This is a genomic window from Mycobacteroides abscessus ATCC 19977 (assembly GCF_000069185.1).
Lineage (GTDB): Bacteria > Actinomycetota > Actinomycetes > Mycobacteriales > Mycobacteriaceae > Mycobacterium > Mycobacterium abscessus.
The window spans coordinates 4,572,605-4,591,735 of sequence record NC_010397.1; the positions used below are offsets into that span (position 1 = coordinate 4,572,605).

The window sequence follows — 19,131 nt, forward strand, 5'->3', positions numbered from 1 at the left end:
TTTGGATCGCCGATAGCCAAAGGGCTCTGGTTCACAGCTTCAGCCACTAGCCTGCGCCACGGGCGGGGCAAACCAGAGGAGGAATCATGGCCATATCAGTGAATCTGGAGAAGGCGCTCGACAAGGCCTACGAGAACAAGGACCTCAAGGACGTCCTCGATGCGCCCCCGTCGGCTCTGGCCGGTCTCACCGAGAAGCACGACGCCGCCCTGAAGGAAGCCCTGAACATCTCGACCGTCCGCGAGCTGGGTACCAACAAGTACATCGCGGTCGCCGCCGCGCTGGCGGCACTGGAATCCAAGACCGGTTAAATCGTTGGCAGAGAGGGTATCTACGCGATCGTTCACGCTTAGATACCCTCTCGCCGTCAACCGCGAAGTGCCTGTGCCAGCGGCTCGAGCACGGCCGGGTCATATGGCGGCGGCAGATAGATGATCGCCAGATCAAGGCCCTCGGCACCCAAGGAGGCCGCTTCGTCCACGACTCTTGCGTAATCGCGATCCGCGCCCAGACGAATGTGAGCCGACAGGGTGATCTCCTTGGGATCACGTCCGATGTCCGCGCAGTGCGCGGCCAGCACTTCACGTTTACGGGCAAATTCTTCGGGCGGCCCGCCCACGAAGTTCCAATGCTGGGCGTACCTGGCGGTGATGCGCAATGTTCGTTTCTCCCCGCTGCCGCCGATGCAGATCGGCGGATGTGGCTTCTGTGGCCCCTTCGGCTCGTTACGAGCATCCTTGAGCTGATAGAACTTGCCGTCGAAGTTCGTCGTCTCTCGGCTGAGCAGTCCGGTGAGCACCTCACAGGCCTCTTCGAATCGGTCGAAACGCTCCTTGATACTGCCCAGCTCGATCCCGTAGGCGCCGGACTCCTCCTCGTTCCAGCCTGCGCCGATGCCGAGTTCCAGACGCCCACCGGAAACGATGTCCAGCGCCGAGGCCATGTTGGCCAGCACCGCCGGGTGCCGGTAATGGATACCCGTCACCAGCACTCCGACACGCAACCGTTGGGTGGCCTGTGCGAGCGCTGTGAGGGTTACCCAGCCCTCCAGACACGGGCCGGTGGGATCGGAGAAGATCGGATAGAAGTGGTCGAAGGTCCAGCCGGATTCGAAGACCTCGATGTCGTCGGCCACTTTCCAGATGGCCAGCATGTCGTCCCAGGTGGTGTTCTGCGGAGATGTCTTGAATGCAAAGCGCATTGCACCACCCTATGCGCCCCGTACCTGGAGCGTCGACCAGGAAGTTCAGCCGGTCGTGTGGACCGCCCCCGACATCAATGGCGGCCAGCATGGATGACAACTCCGGTACAGGAAGTCCAGCCTTGAAGGTGATCAATGCTGTGCCCGATTGGGGCGTGACGGGAAGGACGAATATGCAACGGCGCTACCTCGTTTCCGGACTACTGGCCAGCGGGGTGGTGTGCGCACTCGCCACCGCTTCGCCCGCCATCGCGAATGGCGGTGGACAGAACTGCGTCACCGTACCCAACGCCAATACCGTCTGCTCGTCGCCGGGTAATGTTCAAATCACCAGTGCCACACCGATATATGAGGGCCCGCCGCCATCGATATATCCGCCGTACTATCCCTTTGGGATCGGCGGATACACGGTCATGCATGGACACAGTGGCGAATAAGACCACTCAACAGCGAGGTTCACGCCTGATACGTGACTCACCGATGGGTGAGAAACGCCAGTACCGCGAGTACCCGACGGTGATACTCGTCGGCGTGTCCCAGGTCCAGTCTGCGCATGACGCTGTGGACATGTTTTTCGACGGTGCTCTCGGTAATCCACAGCCGCCCAGCGATTCCGGAATTGGACAGGCCCTGGGCCATCAGCTCCAGCACTTCGAGCTCACGCTGGGACAAGGCCGATAACGGATCGTCCTTGCGCCGTGCGGACAACAGCTCGCGCACCAGCTCTGGATCGACGATCGAACCGCCACCGGCAACACGCGTGCAGGCGTCAGCGAACTCTCCGACATCCCCAATCCGGCTCTTCAAGAGATAACCCACCCCGTCGCCCGAGGTGATCAACTCCGCCGCGTATTCGACCTCGACGTGCGCCGACAGCACCAGCACACCGATGCCGGGATGCTCGCCCCTGATCTTCTGGGCCGCTTCCAGCCCCTCGGTGGTATGGGTCGGTGGCATCCGAATATCGACGACGACGAGATTAGGGCTCTCCGTTCGAACCAGTTCCAGCAGCGCCGTGGCATCCCCCGCGCGACCTACCACCTCGAAGCCGGCCTTTTCCAGAACACTCGCCACGCCCTCCCGTAGCAACGTGTCGTCATCGGCCACCAGAACCCGTATCGCGGACATCTCGCCAGGTTACCGCCGCCACGCAGGCTCGAGATCAGCCTCACCGCCGATACTATTGATTGGTGAACGAGCCGCACGGCGGTTCACAGGCAGTGAGTAGAGCCCGATAGATATGCAGCAAGCAGCGCAAGCCTCGTCGCCGCGGCCAATACTAATGCCGGATTACATTTCCGGATGGCGCACACAGCTATTCGGATCCACGCCGCCATCGGCCCGCCTCGGCATCGTGGCGGCAGTGGTGCTGCTGGTGGCCGAGTCGATGCTCACCATCTTTCTGCGCACCATTGCGCCGACTGAGCATCTGGCCGCGGTCTATCTGATCGGCATCCTCGTCATCTCGGTGATCTGGCGGCTGCGGCTAGCCCTTGCCATGTCGATCGCCAGCGCGATCGTCTTCGACTGTATTCGCAACTGGCCCAAGGCGAATCCACTGTCCACAGAGAGTCATAATCTCATCACGCATCTGAGTTTCCTGGCTGTGACGCTGACGGCCAGCGCACTGGCCGCACTCGCCCGCGCCGGCACCATCGAGGCCGAACGCCGCCGACGCGAGGCCGCCGCCATCGCGCAGCAACAGGCCGCACTCAGGCGCACCGCGACTTTGGTCGCAAGCAATGTCTCACCCGTCGAGCTCTACGCGAAGGTGGTCGAGGAAGCCGCGCGCTGTTTCGCCTCACCCACCGCGGTGCTGGTTCAACTGATGCCTGGGGACGAAGGAACCATCGTGGCTGGTCACGGCACGGAGGAATCTCGAACACCGCCAGCGGGCAAGCGTTTTCCCTTGTTGGACTCCAACAACGTTGCCCGGGAACTGCGGCTGACCCCCGCTGTCTGCGCACCCATTGTCGTGGACGCGAAACACTGGGGAACACTCATCGTCGGTAGCCATACTCCCGCGCAGCGCGACCAGGACATCCGCGCCGGGGTACGCGACTTCGCGGACCTAGTGGCGACCGCTATCGCCAATGCCGCTACCAGGGAAGAGCTTGCGGCCTCCCGCGCCCGGATCGTCTCCGCCTCCGATACCGCACGCCGCAGACTCGAACGGGACCTACATGACGGAGCACAACAGCGGCTGGCGTACCTCAGGCTCAAGCTCGGAATGGTCAGAGCCGCCGTACCCGCGACAGATGCCGAACTCACGCAAGAGCTCAACAACCTCGACACCGACCTCACCGCCGTCACGCGAGAGCTCCAGGAGTTCTCTCGTGGCCTGCATCCCGCCATCTTGTCGAAAGGCCTGGCACCCGCATTACGCACCCTGGCCCGGCGTTCACTCATTCCGGTGCGTACCGAGCTGGAACTTGACCAAAAGTACGGCGAATCCATCGAGATCGCTGCCTATTACGTGGTGGCCGAGGCCCTCGCCAATACCGCTAAACACTCACAGGCCAGTGAAGTTGTCATCCGTGCTCACGAAGCCGACGACCAGATCCACATCACCATCAGTGATGATGGCATCGGGGGAGCCAAGCCACGCAAGGGCACCGGGCTGATCGGGCTGACGGATCGGGTCACGGCCCTCGGCGGTCGCCTTGATGTTCACAGCGCATCGGGCCGCGGCACGACGATGACAGCGATCATCCCGTTACATCAGTCTGATTAGACGGTGCTGCGGCAGTTTTCGTCACGCTCTGGCCGCCAGCACCTCATCGATTCCAAGCAGCACACGAGCCTCGGCGCGCTCCATCGGTGTCAACGCGCCCCACACTCCATGGCGCTCACCCACACTCACCGCATAGGTGCCGCATTGGCGCAGAACCGGACACGACTGGCAGACTCGTTTTGCCCGCGTCTCACGGACAAGTCGCGAACGCCCCCGATCGCCATCGGGTACAAAGAACATCTCGGTCGGTAAACCGCGGCAGCGAGCCCGGCTCCACCATTCATCCATATTGTCGACGGCGGTCGCACCTGCCGCAACGAGCTCGCATTCCGCAACTGGCACAAGTTCTCTACCCATCATCACGACGCCCTTCGGTCCTATTCCATCGGTTCCCAAGGAACCGATGCGGACCATATCCAGGCGCCTGTTAACAACTCCCCCGCCGATGGTTAACGATTCATAAACCCAATTACATTGCCCTGCAATGCAATAAAAACTGAGGCTACCTTCCATTTCCGCCCTCCGGAATAGCCCCATGACGTATGGAGGCCAGCCACCAACCCCGCATCAGGTAGCACCCGCAGCAATCCCGTCGCCCTTAACGGTTGTCTCGATGGCGGTTTGCCGCTAGCGGCAACTGAGGTCCACCAGAAACTGCGCTGGGCACCAGCCCCGACGACAACAACGCGACGCTCCGCGACGCTTGTACGAGAACAACCCAACGTAGAGCTCTGGCTGCGCCGGCGAACCGCCCGGCACCACAAGGCTTCACCGCGCGATCCCGTGCGCAGGACAGATAGGCCATACGATGCTTCTTAGCCCGCCAACCGCGCCGGCACCACCTCGTGCCGAGCGTGGCCGCTGGTATGCACTCTCCGTTGCCTGCCTGATCGAGATGCTGCTGGTGATCAACAGCAGCATCGTTGCGGCCGCGCTGCCGGCTACACAGGCCGCGCTGCGGTTCACCAACAGTGATCGGCAATGGCTGATCACGGCGTACGTGCTGACCCTGGGCGGTCTATTACTGCTGGGCGGTCGAGTCGCCGACATGGTGGGGTTGCGGAGCGCGATGATCATCGGGTTGAGCGGCTTTGCCATCGCATCGTTTGTGGGCGGCTCTGCCACAAACTTTGGCGAGCTGGTGGCATCACGAATCTCTCAGGGCGTATTCGGGGCTCTGCTCGCACCGGCTGCAATGTCATTGGTGGCCAATAGCTTCCGCGGATCGACAGCGGAGCGGCATGCATTCGGCATCTTCGGCGCGGTGATCGGAGCCGCAAGTACCGCCGGCTTGCTGGTGGGTGGCGTTCTCACCCAATTACTCGTCTGGCGCTGGGTTATGTATATCAGCGTACTCATGACGATGACCGCACTGGCCGGCACGTTGGCATTCGTCAGGAAATACCCAGTCGGCCAACGTAGCAAACTCGATCTTTTCGGCTCGTTGACGGTCACCCTTGGGCTTTTCGCCATCGTGTTCGGCTTCTCCCGCGCAGAGGTTCGTGGATGGACCGCGAGCATCGCCATCCTTTCCTTCATCACCGGGCTGACGCTGATCGGGGTGTTCATCAGGCATCAGCAGCGCAGCAAGAATCCTTTGTTGCCGTTGCGTGTGGTATGCGACCGCACGCGCGGCGCGGCGTTTCTGGCCATGTTCTTCGCCAGCGCCGGACTTTTCGGCGTGGTGCTGTCACTTCTCTACTACTTGCAACGGTGCCTACATCTGGCGCCGCTGTGGGCAGGGGTGGCCTTTCTCCCCTTCTCCGCTACTGTCGTGTTCGCCTCGACGCTCGGCAACAGTTTCATATTGCCGCGGCTGGACGGCCGCACAGTGCTCATTGCCGGTGGCGTGACATCGGCCTTCGGTCTGCTGATGCTGAGCCATATCGACTCGCACGCAAACTATTACACAGCGATACTGCCCGGACTTGTCATTGGCGGGTTCGGCAAGGGCCTCATCTTCGGGGCCTCCACCCACGGTGCCGCCACCGGCATACGCCCGGAGGAGTCTGGGATTGCCTCTGCCACAGTCAATGTGATGCATCACGTGGGCGGCTCGCTGGGCGCCGCCCTACTGAGCAGCGTGGTGGCGTCAACGGCCACATTCTTTCTTGCCCGCCACGCGTCGAGCGACCAAGCGGCGGCGGCCGGTTACTCTGCGGCATTTTGGGTGTCGGCCGCCAGCTGTCTGGCTGCCGCCGCGATCGCACTGGTTATCAGGCCCGCCGACGGCAACTCGAGAACAGCGCCCGTACTACGTGGAAAGTGCTGCACGGCACGGGACTAAGACGAGGATTCGGCAGCTAGGAGGCTGTGCTGCCGCAGATCACACCCGGGTTCTCACATTCGGCACCAGTCTGGTCTGGCATCTGAACCCATTCGGAGCGGCCACCCTCGTCCTGGCTGCCCTGCCGCTGCAGGTTGTCGGGGTACCAGATTCCCGTGTCACAGACGACCCCGCGGTCCATGCATTGCGCGCCTGTGGCTCCGCGATGCTCCACCCACCCCCCGGCGTCGTCTCTCGGCTGCTGCGCTTCGGACGGCGCATTGCCGCCACCGAGCAACTGCCCCACATGATCGCCGGGTCCGGGTGTCGGCGCCACCGGCGAGGCGTTCGCGGCGGCGGGCGGCACTATCACCAAGGACGCGCCGACAGCTCCGAAAATAAACGCTCGCAACATCTTTGACTGCCTCTCGTCCGCACCAACGGCTCCGGTCGGAGCCGGGCGCCTGGCGCGCCATCCACATAGTGCGGCCTGCCCGCGACGGAAGCATCGATGCGAACATCCACGTGGCCATGGCGGAAACCCGCCATGGCCACATGGATGCGAAATTCGACTTAGGAGCTGAGCCGCTGCTTGAGGGCTTCGAACTCGTCCTTGACACCGGTCGGCAGCTTGTCGCCGATGAATTGGAACCATTCTTCGATGAGCGGAAGTTCCGCCTGCCACTCTTCGTTGTTCACCGCGAGCGCCTCGGCCACGTCGGCCGCCTCGACGTCCAGGCCCGACAGATCAAGATCCTCGACGCCCGGCACGGTGCCGATCGGGGTGGACACACCGTTGGCGCGGTGCTCGATCCGGTCGACGATCCACTTGAGCACGCGGCTGTTCTCGCCGAAGCCGGGCCACAGGAATCGGCCGTCGTCGCCGCGACGGAACCAGTTGACGAAGAACACCTTGGGTAGCTTCGACTCATCGGCCTGCTTGCCCACATTGATCCAGTGGTTCAGGTAGTCACCCACGTGGTAACCCATGAAGGGCAGCATGGCCATCGGGTCACGCCGTACCGTGCCGACCTTGCCCTCGGCGGCGGCCGTCTGCTCCGAACCCAGGGTGCCGCCGATGAACACGCCGTGCTGCCAGTCCCGGGCCTCGGTCACCAGCGGCACCGTTGTCTTGCGACGGCCGCCGAACAGGATTGCCGAGATCGGCACACCCTGTGGGTCATCCCATTCGGGAGCCAGGATGGGGCACTGCGACATCGGGGTGCAGTACCGCGAATTCGGGTGCGCCGCTTTGGTCTCGGTCTCCCGCAGGACCCAATCCTGGCCCTTCCAGTCGATCAAGTGCTCCGGCTCGCCCTCCAGTCCTTCCCACCACACGTCGTTGTCGTCGGTACGCGCGACGTTGGTGAAGACGGTGTTGCCGGCTTCGATGGTCTTCATGGCGTTCGGGTTCGAGCTCCAGTTGGTGCCCGGTGCCACACCGAAGAAGCCGAACTCCGGGTTGACCGCGTACAGACGGCCGTCCTTGCCAAAACGCATCCAGGCGATGTCGTCACCCAAAGTCTCTGCGCGCCAACCGGGAATGGTCGGCTGGATCATGGCGAGGTTGGTCTTGCCGCAGGCTGAGGGAAACGCCGCGGCCACGTAGTACGCCTTGTTTTCCGGCGAGATGAGCTTGAGAATCAGCATGTGCTCGGCGAGCCAGCCCTCGTCGTGGGCCATCGCCGAGGCGATACGCAGTGAATAGCACTTCTTACCCAGCAACGCGTTACCGCCGTAACCCGATCCATAGGACCAGATCTCGCGGGTCTCCGGGAAGTGAGTGATGTACTTGGTGTCGTTGCAGGGCCACGGCACGTCTTCCTGGCCGGGCTCCAGGGGCGCACCGATCGAATGCAGAGCCTTGACGAAGAATCCGTCGTCGCCCAGCTTCTCCAACGCGGCGGCGCCCATACGCGTCATCACCCGCATCGAGGCAACCACGTATTCCGAGTCGGTGATCTCCACGCCGAGCTTGGGGTCGTCGGCCCCGAGGGGGCCCATGCAGAACGGCACCACCCACATGGTGCGTCCGCGCATGCTGCCGCGGTACAGCTCGGTCATGGTCGCGCGCATCTCGGTGGGATCCACCCAATTGTTGGTTGGGCCGGCATCCTCTTCACGCTCGGAGCAGATGTAGGTCCGCGATTCCACGCGCGCGACATCCGACGGGTCCGACAGCGCCAGGAATGAATTGGGGTGCTTGTCGGGGTTCAAGCGCACGAAGGTACCCGCGTCAACGAGCTGCTGAGAAACCCGCGCGAATTCCTCATCCGAGCCATCAGCAAACACCACACGATCAGGTTGGGTCAGCTCAGCGATCTCGCGAACCCAGGCGAGCAAGCCCGCGTGTTTCGTCGGAGCATTGTCAAGACCGGGAATGGTCGCTGCTGTCATCGAGAGCATCTCCTCTGTGGGTACACAGGGCCGCACGGGCACTGGTCGGCACCTAGATATATGAGGTTAGCGCTGGTGTCCTTCAGCGTGAAACGGGGTCACGGACAGTCCGTCATAGGGCTTGACACGATCTGTCCACACAACGAACAGATCGCCGACAAGATTCCGGGGCGCTAGGGACTCCGGGACTCGCACGTTGCCGTATTACTTAATTACTTATTACTTGCCGCCGACGCGGCCGTGCTCGATGAGCTCCCAGTGCGCGCCGGTTCCGCGGGCCCAGGTCTCATACGTGCCATCCGCCCCGAACGTAGTCACCTTGTCGGCGATGCCGTCCTCGTCGATATCGGAGACCACGGAGAGTCCGGTCGAGCCGTCCGAGGGATGCAGTGTGACGGTGTCGCCGATTCCGTCGTGGTCGGTGTCGATGAGATCGGTGCCCAGATCCACCAACCCACCGTCGGTGGGCAGGTACATGTGGTGATCGACGTGCAGGTCAGGACTGAGGGCATGCCCCGGCTCGGGCATTCCTTCCTCCAGCCCCCCAAGGCCTCCACCGAAACCCTGGTCAAAACCTTCGATCATGACGTCATATTCTCGTCGCTTGCGGCGATCGCGTCCAGCCGTTCGGTGACTTTGGTTAGCGCCTTGTGCACTGACGGCAGGTCACGGTTACGCAGCGCCGTTGCCCGCGCGGTATTCATAGCCGCCTCGCGCAGCTCGGAATCGATTTGGCCGACCCGCGCGGCAAGCTTGTCGTTCTCGCGTTCGTCGATCTCCACCAGATCGGCGTTGAGCCGGGTCTCCACCTCGAGTACTCGGGCCGCCACCCATTGCTCCAAGTACGCGCGCAGCTCGCCCATGGTGTCGCCCAACCAGCGATCCAGCACCGTCCGGTCGTGCAGCAGACCCCGCACCGCCACCAACCACACCGCGATCACCGCGCCGGCCACCAAGCCGACGGCCAAACCCACCGGAGCCAGGCCCGGTCGCGCATACGCCACCAGTCGCGACACCGTCAAGGCCGCGCCCAGACCGAAGAAGATCCCGAACAACGCCATCATCCGGGTCTCTAGCCTGCGTGATCGCACCGGAGGATCGCCGGCCTCGGGTGGCACCGGGCGATTGGCGCTCGGGCGCGGCGCCACCCAGTGCTGGGTCACCTCGGCCGAAATCTCGGCCAGGTGCTCCTCGGTACCCTGCTCAACCTCGGCGACGATGTCGGCCACGCGGCGCCGTACCCGATCACCGAATCCGGCGACATCGCGGCGCTTCAGTTCGGCGATGTCCTCACGGAGTTCACCACCTACCGAACCCACTCGCTTGCGGGCGAAGTACAGCAGCGTCATTCGCGCCTGAGCGATGCGGTTGCGCAATGCCAGGGTCCGCTCCGATTTGCTTGACCGTGTGCGCCGCACTGCCGCCTGCCGCTGATTACGCAACTCGTCGGCGCGCGCGCCCTCACCGGCTTCGGGTGGCACATTGAGCATGCCCTGTAGTCGAGTCACCCAGGCGCGCAGCCTGTTTCGCTCGGCTAGATCCGGCTTCCCGCGGATTTTACGTACGGCACTCGCCAGCTCGTCAAGGCCCGGCGCGGCACCGCGCGTCGACACACCCAACCAGGTGATATCCCGGAAGCGGGAGTCGTGCTGCGCCAGAATCTCCCGGTTTCGTTCCATCACCTCCCGCCAGGACTGGTGGACGTCAATCTTCGAGACCACCGCGATGAGCGCATCGGTGTTGGCCGCGGCCAATTGGATCAAGCCGCAGTCCGACGGAGTCAACGGCGCTGTCCCGCTGCACACGAAAACGACTGCCGCCGGCGACTGCCCATGCCGCAGGTCCTCGGGTTCGACAATGCGTGTCCCCGGCATACGCGACTTCAGCCCTGTCGCCAGGGTGCTCGCACCGGCCAGCCAACTGCCGGTCACCATCACGGCGTCCTGTGGCTCCACACCCAGCGGGCCGAGCGCGGGATCCACGGCCAGCACCAGCTGATCGACCTGTTTGTCCGCCGGGGTGCTCATGCGCGTCCCCCGGCCCGGCGCCACAGCCGCAGCGAGCCACGCGCAATATCGGTCCCCAACGCGGCATACGTGGAGTTCACCGGCCCTTCAGCGAAGCGCTGCCAACGCTCGGCGCGGTAACGGTGATCTTCTGGGTGGTCGCTGAGGTCCACCGGGATGCCTGCCGCCGTGGCGGCGTCCACCGCGCACCGCATCGCGGCGACCACGACGTCATCGCTGTTCACAAAGGAATCGATCTGCATCGGCAGCACACCCGTCACCCCGATCTTGCGGAGCTCGGCCAGTACCACGCGCATCCGGCGGTACCAGCCTTGCGCGATGGCCTCGCGAATCGCGCTGACCACCGCGTCGATGCCGGACAGATCACGCAGCAAGGAGGTCAAACCCGGCGCCGCGAGGCTGGGAACCTGGCGGAGCGCGCCGATCGCACATCCCATGGGATATAGGTCCAGTTCATGCAGAATCCGTTGGCGCATCGCCACCGGCACATCGTGGGTGCAGGTGACGAAGGCGTCGACGGAACTGGTGTCGGCCGGATTCTCGACCATCAGCTTGAGCGCCTCGACCATGCCGTCATCGAGGCTGACCAACGGGACGTGCGCGGACAACGGCAGCGTCGGGACCCTGGTCTCCGCGCGATATTCCGCGCACCGCGACACCGCCGCGGTCCACGGCCCACGGGCGGCACCAGGATCGGTCAGGTCCGCCTTGTTGAGAATCAGCACCTTGGGTGCGATGGATGCCTCCAGAACCGCACGATCCTCGGGTTTGAGCGCCTCCGCGAAAACCACCACATCCACATCCGCAACCAACGGTTCTGGATCTGCTCCGGCGATCGGCACCTCGATAAGCGCATGGCCCGGGCCCTCATCGGCCGGCAAGGTGAGCCCCAGCGCCCCGATCACGCTGGTCACGCCGACCCCGGCGCGGCCCCGTACGGCCACCCGCAACGGGTCCCCCGCCCGCACCACCACGTCGTGAATGCGCTGGCCGCCATGGATCTGACGAATCTCCGGACGCGTCGCGAATCGCTCGAGCGTCGCCCGGAAGACCTCAAACCCCCGCGTCATCGTTGCCTTTCAGACCCAATCTCGTCGCTCGCCTGCCAAATGCTCACATTGTCACCTCATCAGGTGGAGGGTTGCACCCTGGTAGGCATCTGTTGAGTATCGATACGCGCCGGGATTATGGGATCTGCCGCCTATGGGTGACCATGGGGATATGCGTTGTGACGGCCAGGAACGGGGCTGCGCGGAGGCTGGGTCAGCCACCGACGAGCTCCCGGGAACCGTCGGCGCCGCCTCCTCGGGCCGGACGGATAGCCAGAACCACCATCCACGCCGGGTTTCGAGCTTCAGATCACGCGGTTCGTCGTTGTCCGAAGGGCAGCAGAAGGCATGGGATCGATCCTGGCCCACGTATGGCCGTCTCGCCCGGGAGGCCGACGGCAGCTGCCCGCCACTGGACCCAGCCACCTGGTTTGGGCGCACCGCCCCCCTGATACTTGAAATCGGTTGTGGCACTGGGACATCTACTGCTGCGATGGCATTGCAGGAGCCCGATTTCGATGTGCTCGCGGTGGAGGTCTATCGCAAGGGCCTGGCCCAGCTGTTGTCGGCGATCGACCGCGAGGGCATCGAGAATATTCGGCTGATCCGCGGCGACGCCCTGGATGTGCTCGAGCACCTGCTGCCGTCGGGATCGCTGACCGCGGCCCGGGTGTTTTTCCCGGACCCCTGGCCCAAGGCCCGCCATCACAAGCGGCGGTTGCTGCAGCCGGGCACCGTGGCGCTGCTGTCCGACCGTCTGCGCCCGGGCGGCACTCTGCATGTGGCCACCGATCACGCGAATTACGCCGAGCACATCGCCGAGGTCGGCGACGGTGAACCGACGCTGCGGCGCCTCAGGCTCGATGATCCGCGCATCCCGGTCTCGGTGAACCGGCCCACGACCAAGTTCGAGGGCAAGGCCCACACCGTCGGCAGCGTCATCAACGACTTCGTCTGGGAGCGATTGTGAGCCTGGCCATGGAAGGCGCCGCCTGCAGCACCTCGGCCGTGGAGGAATCCAACCGCCGACGTCGGGTGCTACGGGTGCTGCTGGTGTGGGACGCACCGAACCTCGACATGGGACTGGGAGCCATCCTCGGCGGCCGGCCCTCCGCGGAGAACCGGCCACGCTTCGACGCGCTGGGCCGTTGGCTGCTCGAGCGCACCGCCGCTTATTCGGCGGACCATGCCGACTGCCTCGTCGAACCCGAGGCCACCGTCTTTACCAATATCGCGCCGGGGAGTGCCGAAGTGGTGCGCCCGTGGGTCGAGGCGCTGCGCAATGTTGGGTTTGCGGTATTCGCCAAACCCAAGATCGACGAGGACAGCGACGTCGACGTCGACATGCTTGCTCATATCGAGCTGCGGTCCACCGAGGGCCTGGCCGGGGTGCTTGTGGCCTCGGCGGATGGTCAGGCTTTCCGCGAACCGCTGGAAATAATCGCCGGTGACGGGGTGCCCGTCGGTGTGCTGGGATTTCGCGAACATGCGAGTTGGGCGCTAACCTCGGATATTCTGGAGTTCGTCGATCTCGAGGACATACCCGGAGTTTTCCCCCGAGCCTTGCCTCGGGTGGGTCTAGATTCGCTCCCCGACGAAGGCGCCTGGTTGCAGCCGTTCCGACCGTTGTCGGCATTGCTTACGTCCAGGACATGAAAACTCAGCGCGTGAGAGACGCTAGTTAGGAGATTCTGTGTTCGCCTGGTGGGGCCGAATGGTGTACCGGTATCGGTTCATCGTCGTTGCCGCGTTCGTCACGGTTTGCCTGGGTTCTGGGCTTTTCGGGATCACGCTCGGCGACCATGTGACGCAGAGCGGTTTCTTCGCCGACAACAGTGAGTCAGTCAAGGCCTCGGTCATGGCCGACGACGCGCTGGGGCGTGACCGCACCACCCATGTGGTTGCCGTCATCGCCGCCCCGGAAGGCAAGACGGTAGACGACCCGGCCTTCCAGAAGAAGGTCATCGACCACTTCGATCAGCTCCAGAAAGACAACCCCGACGAGGTTTACGGGTGGGCCGGCTGGCTACGCGCCCCCACCACCACCGACCCCACTGTCAAGCGCATGGTGACGGAGGACCGCAAGCACACCTTCGTGTCGGTCAGCCTCAAGGGCGACGACGACGACACCATCCTCAACAACTACAAGGCCCTGTCGAACCCCGATAAGGACGACGACCCCGCCAAGAACAAATTCTTGATGGACGGTGTCGACATCCAGCTCGCCGGTCTACAGCCCGTGGCCAGCGAGCTGACCGGAACCATCGGCAAGGACCAGCAGCGCATGGAGGTTCTGTCGCTGCCGGTCATGGCTGTCGTGTTGTTCTTCGTCTTCGGCGGTGTGATCGCGGCCGGCCTGCCGCTGATGGTCGGTGGTCTTACCATCGCCGGCGCCCTGGGCATCATGCGGTTGGTCACGCTCTTCGCCCCCGTGCACTTCTTCGCCCAGCCCGTGGTCACGCTGATCGGCCTCGGTATTGCCATCGACTATTCGCTGTTCATCGTGAGCCGGTTCCGCGAAGAGATCGCGGAAGGCTACGACACCGAAACCGCGGTGCGTCGCACCGTGATCACCTCCGGCCGCACCGTCATGTTCTCCGCGACCCTGATCGCCGCGGCCCTGATGCCGATGCTGATCGTGCCGCAGCAGTTCCTGCGGTCACTGACCTATGCGGGTATCGCCTCGGTGCTGCTGGCCGCGATCTTGGCGGTCACCGTGCTGCCCGCATGCCTCGGTGTCCTCGGGCGCCACGTCGATGCATTGAGTATCAAGCGGTTCAGCCGCACCAAATCGCGCGAAGAGCTGGAGAACGGCTTCTGGGGACGCACCGTCGTGTACGTCATGCAGCGTCCGCTCGTGTTCGCCGTGCCGATCGTCATCGTGATGCTGCTGCTCATCATTCCGCTGGGCAACCTCAAGCTCGGCGGGTTCAGTGAAAAGTACCTGCCGCCAACCAATTCCGTGCGTCAGGCACAGGAGAACTTCGACTCGCTCTTCCCCGGCTTCCGCACCGAGACCATCACCATCGTCACCAAGGGCGCCACCGACTCACAGCTCAACCAGATTCGCGCCGATGCGATGAAGGTCCCGGGCTTCGTGGAGCCCGGCGGGGACAAGACTCAGATGTGGCAGCGACGCCAGGCCGTCAAGACCGACGGAGACACCAGCGTCAAGGTCATCCAGAACGCCCTGGTCGACAGGAACACCGCCGGGGCGAAGGTCAAACAGCTTCGCGAGATTCCGGTGCCCAAGGGCGTCACGATGTATGTCGGTGGCACGCCCGCCCTGGAGCAAGACTCCATCGACACCGTCTTCGACAAACTCCCCTTCGTGATCGTGGTCTTGATCAGCGTCACCACGATCCTGATGTTCCTGGCGTTCGGCTCGCTCGTGCTACCCATCAAGGCGGCCGTCATGAGCGCCCTGGGTCTGGGTTCCACGATGGGCATCCTGACGTGGATATTCGTCGACGGACACTTCTCGAAATGGCTGAATTTCACCCCGACACCGCTGACGGCACCGGTCATCGTGCTGATCATCGTCGTGATCTACGGCCTGTCCAGTGACTACGAGGTCTTCCTGATGTCCCGCATGATCGAGGCGCGTCATCAAGGGCTCTCGACCACCGAAGCCGTGCGCGTGGGTACCGCCAACACCGGCCGGATCATCACCGCCGCCGCCTTGATCCTGATCGTGGTCGCCGGTGGTTTCGCCTTCTCCGATCTGGTGATGATGAAGTACCTGGCATTCGGCCTTATCGCCGCCCTTATCCTCGATGCCACCGTGGTCCGCATGCTGCTCATCCCGGCGGTCATGAAGCTGCTCGGGGACGACTGCTGGTGGGCTCCGGCGTGGATGAAGCGAATCCAGGTCAAACTCGGCCTCGGCGAGGTCACCCTGCCCGACGAGCGCAAGCGTCCGACCGGTCGCGAGCAGGCCATCGCCGCGGCCTCGTCTCCGGTCGGGTCCAACGCGCGCACCACCAAGTTGCCGATCGCCTCCGAGCGCACCCGGCTGCCGTCGACACCGACGCCACGCCAGCACGATCCGTCGGCTCCGGCGCGGCCCACTCCGCCCCCGCCCGCTCCGCCGACCGCCCCGGTCAATCTGGCCGGCAACGACAGCGGGGACGCGTCCGCCACGACGCGCATGGCAGTGCCCGGCAAGAATGTAGCTCCCACCGATGCGCCCACCACGCGCGTACCAGGCGGAAACCCGGCCGGACCGGATGCTCCCACCACGCGCAGCAGCGTGGCTGGCACGCACCGCCCGGACCGCCGGAATGCAGACCGTGAGATCGAGTCCTGGCTCGGCGAGCTTCGTGGGCCCAAGCAGCCCGGCGCAGCCGCGGGTACCGAGGCGGGCGACGCCACCACCGCGATTCCGGTTTCCAAGCCACAGTCCACACCGCGACCGGCGCAGCCCAACCGCGCCAGTGGCACACCCGGTGAGGACGCGACGACTGCCATGCCGATCGCCAAGCCGGAGGTGCAGCGGCAGGGCCCGCCACGGGCGCAGCGGCCTCAACCCGAGCAGCAACAGCCTGCCAAGCCCTCCACCGATGCGACAGAGGCTCTGCCCGCGCCGGGGCAGAACCGCACCCCGCAACAGCAGGAGGTCGATGAGGCCACCCGCCGCAGCCGTGGCGGCAGCGTCAGCGCCCAAGATCTGCTGCGCCGCGAGGGACGCCGCATCTAACGACGCGGGATGCTGTCGTCGTCTCGGCTTGTTCGGCCGAGAGGACATTCAGGTACGGCACTACTCGGCCGTTGCGTTCGTCGATGTCCTCTCGACTCGGGTGGGACCTCAGCGGCGGGAGGTTTGGCGATATGACATTGCGCCCTGCCTCCGCTGCGCCCCCGGCCGAGCGGCTCGTCGATTACGTGACGGGCCTCTCGGCACTGGGTTCTTCACTGCGGGTCGCGTACTCACGCGCATAGAGCGTGCCTCCACCCAAGAGCAGCAAGCCGGTGACGATGAACGCACCGATCCGTGCCACACCGTCCAGCGTCGCGAGGTCAAACAGGAACAACTTGGCCACAGCCATCGCGGCCAGCACGAATCCTGTTCTGGTAACCCAGCTCCGGCCGCGGTAGCGGCGTAAACCGGCCAGCAGCAGCGCCACCGAAACGGCCATCCACGACACCGTCGCCAGGCCGTGGCCGAGCAGGAAGCCATCGTTATTGCCAAGCAGCGCAGTACCCGAGAGCACCACCGCCGCCGTACCGGAGTACAGCATCGAGACGCCCGCCAGCACGGCACGCGTGGGAGCGGATTGCGGGCTCGCCCACCCCACCCGCGCCATGGTCGCCAACACCATGCCAACCGTCGCCGCCATGAGCACGCTGGCGATGACCAGCAGCGGTCCCGCATACAGCACGGCACTTGCCGAGTCGGTCAGCAGTTCCGGCCGCACGTACGCGAGGTAGACGGCTGCGCCCAGCCCACCGAACACCTGCCCCAACACCAGCGCAACACGATCGCGCAGTTGGTATCCGATAGCGCAGCAAGATAGCGCGATCGCCAACAGCACCACTGCCAGCAGTGCGTCCCGGGCACCATCGACCGAGGCCTGCAATAAGGCCACCCCCGCCACTGCCGCCACGGTTATGCGCGCGTGCACCGGAAGAGCACCGACGAGCAGCAGCACCGCGCCCATCACCACAGCGACACCCACCGGAACCAGCACGCCCAGCGGCCACACCGGGAAGAAGAGCGCACCGTAGAGAACCGGGGACGACGCGACCGCGATCATCACCGACGAGGTGATGTCATCGTGCTCACCGGTGAGCAACCAGAGCGAACCAACCAGAGTGACCAGCAAGGCCATCACCGACATCGCGAGCAGGGCAAGTGACGCCGTGTAGCTCACGTGAATCGCCGTCAGCAGCGTCAGACTGACCCCCACAGTGCGGAAGGCATGCAGCACAGGCCAATTCCGGCCGACCTGAGCGGTGAGACTCGCGATGAGCAGTATCAGCGCGAAGGCGGCGAGTTCGACGGTGAACCCATCGGTCAGGAATGGCGCCAGCACCGTGATCGCGGCAACCACACCCGACGCAAAGGGTTGCGAGTTCCAGTGCCGCGCCAGCACCAGGCCGACACCCGCGATGCCTAAACCGAGTACCAGCCCCGCCACCACCGGAATCCTGTCGTAGATGACGGTAAGCGCCAATACGTCGAAGAATGCGGCCGCGAATCCTGTTGCTGCCGTGGCGATACCACCAACACGCCCGCCCGGACGTGAGTACACCCGAATACCCAGGGCTACTAGCCCACCGGCGAGGGCGGCCCCGGACACCATACGCGGTACCGGACCGAAGTACCCGCTCTTGGCGGCCAGCACCAGCAGCATGACCACACCAGCCAATGTCACCACCGCACCCGCCAACGCCATCGCCTTGCTCGCGAATCCTTCGCGCATCCACCACGGTTCCAGCTGGGGAGGCGCCGGATGAGGGGCACGCGCTGGTACCGGCATCCGCGCAGGTGGCATCACCACGGGGGCGGGTGCGACGGCTTGCGCGACGCCCTGGGCACGTCGGTAATCGTCCCAATACCGCTGGGCCTTCAGGTATTCGGCCTGGGTCCATTCGACCATCCGGCCTCGTAACGCATCGACCTCGGCGCGCAGCGCACGTTCACGCCCATCGAGTTCGTCCAGCGTCGCGGTCATCTGCTGCAACTGTGGATCTGACATACCTCTCAGCGTGCTGGCCGTGCGATGCGAGGTGAACACGTAGACCTACCAATACCGGTAGGGGTTTTTCACGGCGCTAGGTATCTCTACTTACCGTCTCCGTCAGCGCTCTCCGGTCCGGCAGTCATAACCTGCCCCAGATAGGCGGCGCGCAGTGTCCGGGATGCGAACGACTCCTGTTCGCCCCACGGCAGGTACGGCCTGGTCACCAGCAGCGAGGCCACGCCATGGGTGGTCGCCCACAACTGCAGGGCCGACCCGAGGGTATTACCGCGGGGAAAACGCTCCTCGTCAACCAGCTCTTGAACGATGTCCCGCAGATGCAGAAAGGCTGAGCTGCTGAGTATTTCATCGGATTCCGCCCCGAGGCGTGGAGGATTGGCCGTCGCGAAGCGGTACCACAGCGGATGCTCCGCAGCATGACGCACATAGGCCAGTCCGAGTGCGTGCAGGCGCTCCAGCGCCGTGGACACGTTGACCGTAGCCCGCTGCAATGCCTCCCCCAGCTGTTCGAAATACCTCGCGCACAAGGCATCAGCCAACTCATCGGTGCTGGAGAAGTGCCGGTACAGCGACGGCGCGGTGATCCCCAACGCACGCGTCAATTCACGCGCCGACGGGGCCCTCGCCTCTCCAGAACTGAGGATGAGATCCATCGCGGTGTCGATGATCTGTTGTCGCAACTGCCAGCCCTGCCCCCTGGGCAGACGCTTTCGCGCGGTCGTGTCGTTTTCGTCATCCATCTGCCACTCCAAC

17 protein-coding genes are annotated in these 19,131 nt (G+C 64.3%); 7 read left to right on the top strand and 10 right to left on the bottom strand.

Features of this window, described 5'->3' with window-relative positions; all coding sequences use genetic code 11:
* Window positions 1-86: 86 nt before the first annotated feature.
* On the top strand, window positions 87-311 hold the full coding sequence (locus MAB_RS22760) for a hypothetical protein (protein WP_005079856.1): 225 nt from the start codon (window positions 87-89) through the stop codon (window positions 309-311).
* A gap of 56 nt (window positions 312-367) precedes the next feature.
* On the opposite strand, the gene MAB_RS22765 is transcribed toward MAB_RS22760, so the two are convergent.
* Complete coding sequence (locus MAB_RS22765; RefSeq protein WP_005078606.1) at window positions 368-1,201, bottom strand: LLM class F420-dependent oxidoreductase; 834 nt, start codon at window positions 1,199-1,201, stop codon at window positions 368-370.
* Window positions 1,202-1,278: 77 nt separating this feature from the next.
* Here MAB_RS22765 and MAB_RS22770 point away from each other — a divergent pair, with 77 nt between their 5' ends.
* Window positions 1,279-1,638 (top strand): hypothetical protein, encoded by a 360-nt coding sequence (locus MAB_RS22770; RefSeq protein ID WP_005079854.1) that lies wholly within the window; start codon window positions 1,279-1,281, stop codon window positions 1,636-1,638.
* 37 nt (window positions 1,639-1,675) lie between these two features.
* Here the strand turns inward: MAB_RS22770 and MAB_RS22775 are convergent, their stop codons facing one another.
* Complete coding sequence (locus MAB_RS22775) at window positions 1,676-2,329, bottom strand: response regulator transcription factor (protein ID WP_005079853.1); 654 nt, start codon at window positions 2,327-2,329, stop codon at window positions 1,676-1,678.
* A 154-nt stretch (window positions 2,330-2,483) separates the two neighbouring features.
* Here MAB_RS22775 and MAB_RS22780 point away from each other — a divergent pair, with 154 nt between their 5' ends.
* Window positions 2,484-3,935 (top strand): GAF domain-containing sensor histidine kinase, encoded by a 1,452-nt coding sequence (locus tag MAB_RS22780; RefSeq protein WP_005112445.1) that lies wholly within the window; start codon window positions 2,484-2,486, stop codon window positions 3,933-3,935.
* A gap of 21 nt (window positions 3,936-3,956) precedes the next feature.
* Here MAB_RS22780 and MAB_RS22785 read toward each other — a convergent pair whose 3' ends face one another.
* Window positions 3,957-4,349 (bottom strand): WhiB family transcriptional regulator, encoded by a 393-nt coding sequence (locus MAB_RS22785; RefSeq protein WP_005089512.1) that lies wholly within the window; start codon window positions 4,347-4,349, stop codon window positions 3,957-3,959.
* Between the two features lie 394 nt (window positions 4,350-4,743).
* Between MAB_RS22785 and MAB_RS22790 the strand changes: the two genes are divergently transcribed.
* Window positions 4,744-6,222 carry an MFS transporter gene (locus MAB_RS22790; protein ID WP_005112447.1) on the top strand — a complete coding sequence of 493 codons (1,479 nt, stop codon included), beginning with the start codon at window positions 4,744-4,746 and terminating at the stop codon, window positions 6,220-6,222.
* 16 nt (window positions 6,223-6,238) lie between these two features.
* Here the strand turns inward: MAB_RS22790 and MAB_RS22795 are convergent, their stop codons facing one another.
* The 5 genes from MAB_RS22795 to MAB_RS22815 form a co-directional block, all read right to left on the bottom strand.
* Window positions 6,239-6,616, bottom strand: coding sequence for a hypothetical protein (locus MAB_RS22795; protein WP_005089516.1), 378 nt, complete (start codon window positions 6,614-6,616; stop codon window positions 6,239-6,241).
* Window positions 6,617-6,774: 158 nt separating this feature from the next.
* Window positions 6,775-8,598, bottom strand: coding sequence for a phosphoenolpyruvate carboxykinase (GTP) (locus MAB_RS22800; protein ID WP_005063924.1), 1,824 nt, complete (start codon window positions 8,596-8,598; stop codon window positions 6,775-6,777).
* A 219-nt stretch (window positions 8,599-8,817) separates the two neighbouring features.
* Window positions 8,818-9,183 carry a DUF6802 family protein gene (locus MAB_RS22805; RefSeq protein ID WP_005079847.1) on the bottom strand — a complete coding sequence of 122 codons (366 nt, stop codon included), beginning with the start codon at window positions 9,181-9,183 and terminating at the stop codon, window positions 8,818-8,820.
* Window positions 9,180-10,625, bottom strand: a complete 1,446-nt coding sequence (locus MAB_RS22810) for a hypothetical protein (protein WP_005095439.1) — start codon at window positions 10,623-10,625, stop codon at window positions 9,180-9,182. Before MAB_RS22810 ends, MAB_RS22805 begins: the two co-directional genes overlap by 4 nt.
* Window positions 10,622-11,695 (bottom strand): hypothetical protein, encoded by a 1,074-nt coding sequence (locus MAB_RS22815; RefSeq protein WP_005079845.1) that lies wholly within the window; start codon window positions 11,693-11,695, stop codon window positions 10,622-10,624. The genes MAB_RS22810 and MAB_RS22815 overlap by 4 nt, the downstream gene beginning before the upstream one ends.
* A 133-nt stretch (window positions 11,696-11,828) precedes the next feature.
* Between MAB_RS22815 and trmB the strand changes: the two genes are divergently transcribed.
* Genes trmB through mmpL3 form a run of 3 tightly spaced genes read left to right on the top strand, consistent with a single transcriptional unit; the run spans window position 11,829 to window position 16,373 of the window.
* Window positions 11,829-12,644 (top strand): tRNA (guanosine(46)-N7)-methyltransferase TrmB, encoded by an 816-nt coding sequence (trmB, locus tag MAB_RS22820; RefSeq protein WP_005116071.1) that lies wholly within the window; start codon window positions 11,829-11,831, stop codon window positions 12,642-12,644.
* The gene (locus MAB_RS22825) at window positions 12,641-13,330 is read left to right on the top strand and encodes an NYN domain-containing protein (protein WP_005079843.1); all 690 of its coding nucleotides are present in this window, start codon (window positions 12,641-12,643) and stop codon (window positions 13,328-13,330) included. The genes trmB and MAB_RS22825 overlap by 4 nt, the downstream gene beginning before the upstream one ends.
* Before the next feature lie 37 nt (window positions 13,331-13,367).
* The gene (gene mmpL3 / locus MAB_RS22830; protein ID WP_005112450.1) at window positions 13,368-16,373 is read left to right on the top strand and encodes a trehalose monomycolate exporter MmpL3; all 3,006 of its coding nucleotides are present in this window, start codon (window positions 13,368-13,370) and stop codon (window positions 16,371-16,373) included.
* A 181-nt stretch (window positions 16,374-16,554) separates the two neighbouring features.
* Here the strand turns inward: mmpL3 and MAB_RS22835 are convergent, their stop codons facing one another.
* Window positions 16,555-18,414, bottom strand: coding sequence for a DUF2339 domain-containing protein (locus MAB_RS22835; RefSeq protein WP_005112452.1), 1,860 nt, complete (start codon window positions 18,412-18,414; stop codon window positions 16,555-16,557).
* 47 nt (window positions 18,415-18,461) lie between these two features.
* Complete coding sequence (locus MAB_RS22840) at window positions 18,462-19,118, bottom strand: TetR/AcrR family transcriptional regulator (RefSeq protein ID WP_005079838.1); 657 nt, start codon at window positions 19,116-19,118, stop codon at window positions 18,462-18,464.
* Window positions 19,119-19,131: the final 13 nt, after the last annotated feature.